Source organism: Microbacterium sp. (genome assembly GCF_047971895.1).
Lineage (GTDB): Bacteria > Actinomycetota > Actinomycetes > Actinomycetales > Microbacteriaceae > Microbacterium.
Window position 1 is genome coordinate 19,788 of record NZ_JBKEAF010000057.1, and the last position, 7,670, is coordinate 27,457.

Sequence of the window (7,670 nt, forward strand, 5' to 3'; positions counted from 1 at the left end):
CGCGGCAGCGCAGGCGGCCGGCCACGACGTCGTCGTGCTCGCCAGCGGCACCCTGGTGCACGCGGCGGCCCGCACCGGCGTGAGGCACATCGTGCTGCTGTCCGTCGTCGGGATCGACCACAACCCACACGCGTACTACGCCGCCACGCTCGCACAGGAGGAGACCTTCGCCGCCTCTGACGTGCCGTGGACGATTCTGCGTGCCACGCAGGTCCATCAGCGGGGTGAGCACCGCGATGCGCCGGGGAAGTACGGCGAGCGTTCCCGGCGGATGTCGATCCGTCGTGCGAGACCCGATAGGCTGGTCACGCCACAGCTCCGGGAGGTTCCACATGATGTTCGTGATCGCCATGATCCTGTTCGTGGGCGGCATCATTGCCATGGGAATCTCGTTCTCGCTGCCGATCCTGCAGGGCCTCGTCTTCGTCGGCGGCCTGCTGGCAATCTGCCTCGCACTGGCCCTGCCGATCCACTTCGGCAACTGGCAGCGCGAGAACCATCAGGGCTGATCGTCAACGGCTCATGGTCGTCGTCAACGCGAACACGATGATCAGCCCCGGCCGTTCGGTTCTCGGGAACGTGATCGTCGGGTCCTCGCCGAGCCGCATCGAGCGGTGGTATCGCTGGAAGTAGATCTGCGCGAAGCCCCAGTGCATGAGCCCCCGCGCGATCAGCCGAGCACGTCGGGGCGCTCCCACGCGGTGCCGTGCAGGTGCTCGCCGAGGAACCCGAACACGGTCTCGTACCAGACCACGGCGTGCTGGGGCTTCAGCACCCAATGGTTCTCGTCGGGGAAGTACAGGAACCGGTGCGGGCTCGTGCCGTCGTCGGCGCCGAAGTGCTCGTTCAGCTCGGACCACAGCCGCAGGCTCTCGCCGATCGGCACCCGGTAGTCGCGGTCGCCGTGGATCACCAGCAGGGGCGAGCGGATGTCGCCAACGAACCGGTGCGGATCGTTCTCGACCATGCCCTCCGGCGTGAAGATGCGCTGCCAGTAGGACGAGCTGTCGGTGGTGCCGGCGAACTGGTCGAGCGCCCACAGGCTGGCGTGCGTGACGATGGCGCGGAACCGGTCGGTGTGGCCGGCGACCCAGTTCGCCATGTAGCCGCCGAACGACCCGCCCATCGCCGCGGTCTTCGTCTCGTCGATGTCGTCGCGCGCCACCACGGCGTCGGTGATGGACATGAGGTCGGTGTACGGCGGGCCGCCCCAGCTGTTCCAGCCCCGGGCGATGAACGCCAGTCCGTACCCGGTCGACAGTGCGGGGTCGGGTAGCAGCACGGCATACCCCCGGGCGACGGCGAGGCTCGGGTTCCACCGCCAGCTCCACGCGTTCCACGAGTTCAGCGGTCCACCGTGGATCCACAGCAGCAGCGGCGCCGGATGCGCCGCCGACGCACCCTCGGGAAGCAGCAGCCACCCGCGCACACGGGTGCCGTCGGCCGCGGTCGTGTCGACCTCGGTGATCGTGCCGGGCGTCTCGGGCAGCGCGACCGGGCTGACGATCGGCGTCACCGTGCCGTCGCGGCCGATGCGCACCGGGTGCGCCGGCACCGTCCACGACGAGCGCAGCGCGAGCAGTGCGCCCGTGCCGCGGTCCACGCGCACGTCGGTGTAGGTGAAGTCGTCGTGCGTGAGCTGCGCGACAGCTCCCCCGGCGAGCGGCACCCGGAACACCGGGCCGCGGCCGTCCTGGTCGGCGGTCACGATGAGTGCCGAGTCGTCGGCGTCGAATTGGATGCTGGTGGGCCACCGGTCCCAGCCCTCGTCGACGCGCCGCGGGTTCGACCCGTCGATGCCCGCCACCCACAGCTCCTGGTCGGCGGGGCCCTCCGGTGAGCCGAATCCCGACCGGCCGTAGGCGATGAGGGTGCCGTCGTGGCTGATCGCCGGCGACTCGAAGTACGTGCTGCGCTCGTCGAACAGCATCGTGCGCGCACCGGTCTCGACGTCGAACGCCACCAGCGCGTCGCGCGCGTCGCGCCCCTCGGGCACCCGCATCGACGCGACGAGCGTGCCGCCGTCCGGGGTGAGCGCAGCCCCGGCGATGTCGGCGGACCGACCGGGGTTCGGCGTCAGGTCGCGCGGGCGGGGAAGGCTCGTCGGGTAGGGCGTGACCGCACCCTCATCCGCAGCGTCCTCTGTCACGACTGCCGCGATCGTGTCGGCCAGGTCGCCGAGGTCGAGCGCGAGCAGGTGCGGCTCGGCGGGGCCGAGGTCGTGGTCCCAGAACCGCACCGGGTAGGTCTCGTGCAGGATCGCCGACACCTTGAGCTTCTTGCGGGCGGCGCGCAGCTTCGCATCGGACTCGATGTCGTCGGCGGCCGGCAGCAGGTCTGCCGAGAGGATCAGGCGATCGGATGCCGCGGCCGTCGCCGCGATGCCCGACACACCCCCGGCGAGCCGGGTCACCGCACGGGCCTCGCCGCCGCCCGCGGGCAGCACCCACAGCTGGCCGGACTCGTCGTCCTCATCGGCTTCGGCGTCGGGCCGCGCACTGACGAAGACGACGTCGCCGTTGCCGAGAAAGGCGGCGCCGGCCTCGCCCTTGGCCGAGCGGGTGAGTCGCCGGGGCGTTCCCGTGCCGTCGGCAGGCACCTCCCACAGCGCACGCTCGTACGCGGTCTTGTCGGACTTCAGCGTCGCGACGGTCAGCACGACACGGCGGCCGTCGGGCGAGAGGGCGAGCGCTTCGATGCGGGGCAGGGCGATGTAGTCGTCGAGGGAGGCGAAGGGGGATGCCATGCCTCCACCGTACGCCGTGCTGTGAACGCTCAGCCCAGACCGAGCTCGCCTGTCAGCGCGGTGAGCGCGGGCACCGGATCTTCGCGGGCCGGCAGGAACTGCACGCAGACATGGTCGGCGCCGGCGTCCCACTGGGCGCGCACGACGTCGGCGAGAGCGGCGGGTGCACCGTGCGGCGCGAGTGCGTCGACCGCCGCGTCTGTGGCGCCGTCGTCGAGGTCGGCGGCGGTGAAGCCGTGGCGCTCAAGCGTGCGGCGGTAGTTCGTCAGCCCGAGGTAGCGCTCGAGGAACTGGCGCCCCGTGGCGCGGGCGGCCACGGCATCCGTCTCGGGCACGAGTCGCTGCTCGGGCGCGACGAGCACGCCCTCGCCGACCACGTCGCGTGCGAACCGCGTGTGCGCGGGTGTCGTCAGATACGGGTGCGTGCCGGCGGAGCGCTCGGCCGCCAACCGCAGCGTGCGCGGACCGAGCGCCGAGATCACGCGTCGCGCGGCCGGAACGCCCTCGGCGTCGAGTGTGTCGAGGTAGGCGACGAGGGCGGCGTACGGCTTCTCGTAGACGGCGCCCTGTGCCTCGGGGTGGCCGATGCCGATGCCCAGCACGAACCGGCCGGGGTGGGTGCGCTCGAGGCGGTGGAACGACGCGGCGACCTCGACGGCGGGCGCCGTCCAGATGTTGACGATGCCGGTGGCGACCGTCACCTGCTCGGTGGCGTCGAGAACGGTCTCGGCGATGGCCAGATCGGCAGCGGGCGACCCTCCTATCCACACCGCGCCGTACCCGAGGCGCTCCGCGGCGGCGGCCAGATCGGGGGTCAGCAGCCCACCCCCGCGCCAGAATCCGAGCCGGCCGAAGGCGGGTGTGTCGGTGGTCATGGTGCTCCTCGCGGTCGGGATCTTCACCGTATCGCACCCGGCCTGCCGCGGTTCAGCGGCTGTGCCGCTCGGCACACGTGACGCCGTGCTCGTCGATCTGCTGGGTGCCTACGCCCTGCAGGCTGCGGCACGCGCGAGCGTGAGCCGGGGGATCGGACGGTGGGCTCAGCCGCGCCAGTAGTCGTTCGCCGCGGCGATCGTGGCGAACTCGATGGCGACCACGTGCCCTGCTGCGGTGAGCGAGTCGGCGTCCGTCGCGTAGGCGGGGCGGAGGTCCTGACGAACCTGCGCGTCCGGCTGGATCGCGCCGATCGTCTTGCGCGCGAGCATGATGGCCAGTTCGCGACCTTCTTCGGGTGTCGCCGTGATGAGAGTGTTGCCGGGGACGAGTGCCATGAAGACCTCCAGTTTCGGGTGCCGACGGGTCGACTGCGACCGCCTATCCTCAACATACGCCCGCGGGCGGATCACCACTGCATGACCGTGCGGCGTCCACGTGCCGTCGACCTTGACGCAGCTGCTCGGCGAGATCTCGCACGTCGCCGACACGTTCTGGGTGACCCGCATGCACCGCGCGCCGCGGGTGCGACGGGCTTCCGCGCCGAGCTCGCCCTTCTCGCGCCCCGGCACACGAATCCGCGCTCGTCGCGTGACCCCGCGGGTAGGGTGGATGCGCCCGCGCGTGCTGCGCAGCATCCACCTCCTCTTTCCTCCGGCCAGGAGTGTCTCGTGACTGCCATCACCCCGTCCGCGGACCGCCCGTCGCGCTACCGCATCGAACCGACCGTGCTGCAGGCGCTGCGCAGCCCGCGGCTGCTCACGCGGGAGGTGCTCGCCGGGCTCGTCGTCGCGATCGCGCTCATTCCCGAGGCGATCGCGTTCTCGATCATCGCGGGCGTCGACCCGCGGGTCGGCCTGTTCTCTTCGTTCGTCATGGCGGTCGCGATCGCCTTCCTGGGCGGCCGGCCGGCGATGATCACCGCCGCGACCGGTGCGATCGCACTCGTGGTGGCACCGGTCGCCCGCGAGTACGGCATGGACTACCTCATTGCGACGGTGCTGCTGGGCGGGCTGATCCAGGTACTGCTCGCGGTGTTCGGCGTGGCGAAGCTCATGCGCTTCATCCCCCGCAGCGTCATGGTCGGCTTCGTGAACGCGCTGGCGATCCTCATCTTCGTCGCACAGGTGCCGCAGCTGATCGGCGTGCCGTGGATGGTCTATCCGCTCGTCGTGGTGGGGCTGCTCATCCTGTACCTCATGCCACGGCTCACGCGCATCGTGCCCGCACCGCTGGTGGCGATCATCCTGCTGACCGGTGCGGTCGTCGTGTTCGGCATCAGCGTGCCCAATGTAGGCGGCGAGGGCGAGCTGCCGCAGAATCTGCCCGAGCTGTTCATCCCGAACGTGCCGCTCACGTTCGAGACACTGCAGATCATCGCGCCGTTCGCGGCCGGAGTGGCCGTGGTCGGCCTGCTCGAATCTCTCATGACCGCCAAGCTCGTCGACGACATCACCGACACGCACTCCCACAAGGGGCGCGAGGCGTTCGGCCAGGGCATCGCGAACATGCTCTCGGGCGCGTTCGGCGGCATGGGCGGCTGCGCGATGATCGGCCAGACGATGATCAACGTGAAGGCGTCGGGTGCCCGCACCCGCATCTCGACGTTCCTCGCCGGAGCCTTCCTGCTCGTGCTGGTGCTCGTGCTCGGCGACGTGGTTGCGATCATCCCCATGGCGGCACTCGTGGCCGTCATGATCATGGTGTCGGTCGCCACGTTCGACTGGCACAGCATCGCTCCATCGACCCTCACGCGGCTGCCCAAGAGCGAAACCGCCGTCATGGTCATCACCGTCGTGGTCACGGTGTGGACCAGCAACCTCGCGATCGGAGTGATCGCCGGGGTGCTCGTCGCGATGGTGCTGTTCGCCCGTCGCGTCGCGCACTTCGTCACCGTGATACGCGCCGTTGCCGACGGCGTCGCCCGCTACACCGTCAACGGGGAGCTGTTCTGGGCGTCGAGCAACGACCTGACCACCCAGTTCGAATACGCCGACGACCCGGACCGGGTCGTCATCGATATGAGCCAGTCTCACATCTGGGATGCCTCCACCGTCGCCGCACTCGACGCCATCGTCACCAAGTACGAGCATCGCGGCACCACCGTCACCCTCGAGGGCATGAACGACTACACCGCGGCATTCCATGGACGGCTCAGCGGCGGCCTCGGCGGCAGTGCCTGAGCCCACACGACGCCGCAGGCGATCGCCTATGCTCCGAGGGCCGAGGCCACACGGTCGACGTCGGCGGGCGTCGTGCGCCAGTTGCTGAACGCCGCCCGCAGCGCCGGCACCCCGTCGTACACCGTCTTGCTCACGAAGCCCTCCCCCGATGCGGCGAGCGCGGCGACGACCTCGTCGACGCGCTCCGGCGTCGGGTCGTCGGCGAGCGTGAAGCACACGACGTTGAGCCGCACCGGAGCGAGCAGCCGCCAGCGGGGGCTCGCATCGAGCCGCGCCTCCAGCTCCCGTGCGCACGCGACATTGCGTTCGACGATCTCGCGGCACCCTTCGCGCCCGTAGGCGGCGAGCGTGAACCACGCCGCGAGCGCGCGCAGCCGCCGCGAGTTCTCGGGCGTGAGATGCATGAAGTCGGGCACCTCGCCCACACCGCCGAGATACGCCGACGCGTTCGCGAACACCTTCAACTGCAGATCGCGATGCCGCGTGAACTGCACGGCCGCGTCGTACGGCACATTGAGCCACTTGTGCAGGTCGACGCACACCGAGTCGGCCTCGGCCCACCCGTCGAGCAGTGCGGAGAAAGAGGTGGATGCCGCGGCGAATCCGCCGAACGCCGCATCGACGTGCAGCCAGAAGTCGTAGCGCTCCTTGAGGTCGGCGATCACGCGCAGATCGTCGAAGTCGACGGTGTTGACCGTGCCGGCATTGGCGACCACGATCGCGGGGCCTTGCGCGAGCTCGCGCTCGAGCGCCGCGACATCGACCGCTTCGCGGCCGGGCAGCGTGGGCAGGGAGACGAGCGCCGAGCGGCCCATCCCGAGCATCGCCAGCGCCTTGCTGATGCTCGCGTGCGCGGCACCCGACAGCACACGGGCGGGCCGCGGCATCCCTTCTTCTGCGACCGAGACGCCGTGCTGCTCGCCGAACCAGTCCCGCCCGATGGCGAGCCCGACGAAATTCGACATCGTCGCGCCGGTGACGAACGACCCGGTGAAGCCGTCGAGGCCGAGCAGGTCGCCGATCCAGGCGACGGTCTCGCGTTCGAGCGCCGCCGCGCTCGACCCGACCGCGGCGACAGCGTTCTGGTCGAAGACACCGGTCAGCCAGTCGCCCGCAAGCGCCGCGGGGGTGACGCCGCCGGTGACGAAGCCGAAGTAGCGCGGCCCTGCCCCGCCTGAGAAGCCGGGCGCCCAGCGTTCGGCGAACGTGGTCAGTGCGGCGCGAGCACCGGCGCCCGTGTCGGGCAGCCCTGCGGGCTCCGGGTCGTCGGCGACCGCGACGGCGGGGCGATCGGGCAGGTCGGCCAGCACCCGCGCAGCGTAGCGCTGCGTCTCGGCGAGCAGCGTGTCGACGTCGTCGAGGTCGTCGTCCAGGGTGTGGGGCATGTGTCTCACCTTCTCGCCTCCACCGTACGGCCCCGCACGCGTTCCGTGAGATCAGCGGTTTGTGTGGAACGCCCTGCCTCACACGCGCGCGTCGAGAATCCACGATTCATCGAGGGCGAGCAGCGTCGTATCCGAGGTGAGCAGCGGCAGCCGCTCAGCACCGGCCTGAGCGAGACGCATGCCGTCGAGCAGCCTCGGGTCGACCTCTGGCTCGTCCCTCCCGAGCCCGTAGACGCTCGGGAGTAATGTTCCGTTTGTGGGAACCTCGCGCGTAACCGCCCCGGCGATCTCGCTCGCGCCGGAGACCGCCGCGCTCTGCCCGTCGCTGGGACGAGTGCCATGAACGAGAAGCGCACCGAACTGGCCGACCGCGTCCGGTCACTGCTGGCCGACGATCCCTCGGGCGAAGAGAAGCGCATGTTC

The 7,670-nt window shown here is 70.5% G+C and carries 7 protein-coding genes and 1 pseudogene; 3 read left to right on the plus strand and 5 right to left on the minus strand.

The window, feature by feature from the left end; genetic code table 11:
• Window positions 1-55 precede the first annotated feature (55 nt).
• Window positions 56-277 (plus strand): annotated as a pseudogene (locus ACK5IN_RS04850) (NAD(P)H-binding protein); the annotation flags it as partial.
• Between the two features lie 58 nt (window positions 278-335).
• The gene (locus ACK5IN_RS04855) at window positions 336-509 is read left to right on the plus strand and encodes a hypothetical protein (protein ID WP_416895080.1); all 174 of its coding nucleotides are present in this window, start codon (window positions 336-338) and stop codon (window positions 507-509) included.
• Window positions 510-512: 3 nt separating this feature from the next.
• Here the strand turns inward: ACK5IN_RS04855 and ACK5IN_RS04860 are convergent, their stop codons facing one another.
• The 4 genes from ACK5IN_RS04860 to ACK5IN_RS04875 all read right to left on the minus strand — a co-directional run bounded on the left by ACK5IN_RS04860 (window position 513) and on the right by ACK5IN_RS04875 (window position 4,317).
• A complete protein-coding gene (locus ACK5IN_RS04860) occupies window positions 513-656 on the minus strand; it encodes a hypothetical protein (protein ID WP_416895081.1) in 144 nt (47 codons plus the stop codon).
• A 14-nt stretch (window positions 657-670) separates the two neighbouring features.
• A complete protein-coding gene (locus ACK5IN_RS04865; protein ID WP_416895082.1) occupies window positions 671-2,746 on the minus strand; it encodes a S9 family peptidase in 2,076 nt (691 codons plus the stop codon).
• Window positions 2,747-2,775: 29 nt separating this feature from the next.
• Window positions 2,776-3,621, minus strand: a complete 846-nt coding sequence (locus ACK5IN_RS04870; protein ID WP_416895083.1) for a TIGR03620 family F420-dependent LLM class oxidoreductase — start codon at window positions 3,619-3,621, stop codon at window positions 2,776-2,778.
• A gap of 165 nt (window positions 3,622-3,786) precedes the next feature.
• Window positions 3,787-4,317, minus strand: a complete 531-nt coding sequence (locus tag ACK5IN_RS04875; RefSeq protein ID WP_416895084.1) for a hexameric tyrosine-coordinated heme protein — start codon at window positions 4,315-4,317, stop codon at window positions 3,787-3,789.
• 33 nt (window positions 4,318-4,350) lie between these two features.
• On the opposite strand from ACK5IN_RS04875, the gene ACK5IN_RS04880 reads away from it, so the two are divergent.
• Window positions 4,351-5,862 (plus strand): SulP family inorganic anion transporter, encoded by a 1,512-nt coding sequence (locus ACK5IN_RS04880; protein WP_416895085.1) that lies wholly within the window; start codon window positions 4,351-4,353, stop codon window positions 5,860-5,862.
• A gap of 26 nt (window positions 5,863-5,888) precedes the next feature.
• Here ACK5IN_RS04880 and ACK5IN_RS04885 read toward each other — a convergent pair whose 3' ends face one another.
• Window positions 5,889-7,247, minus strand: coding sequence for a pyridoxal phosphate-dependent decarboxylase family protein (locus tag ACK5IN_RS04885; RefSeq protein ID WP_416895086.1), 1,359 nt, complete (start codon window positions 7,245-7,247; stop codon window positions 5,889-5,891).
• Window positions 7,248-7,670 lie beyond the last annotated feature (423 nt).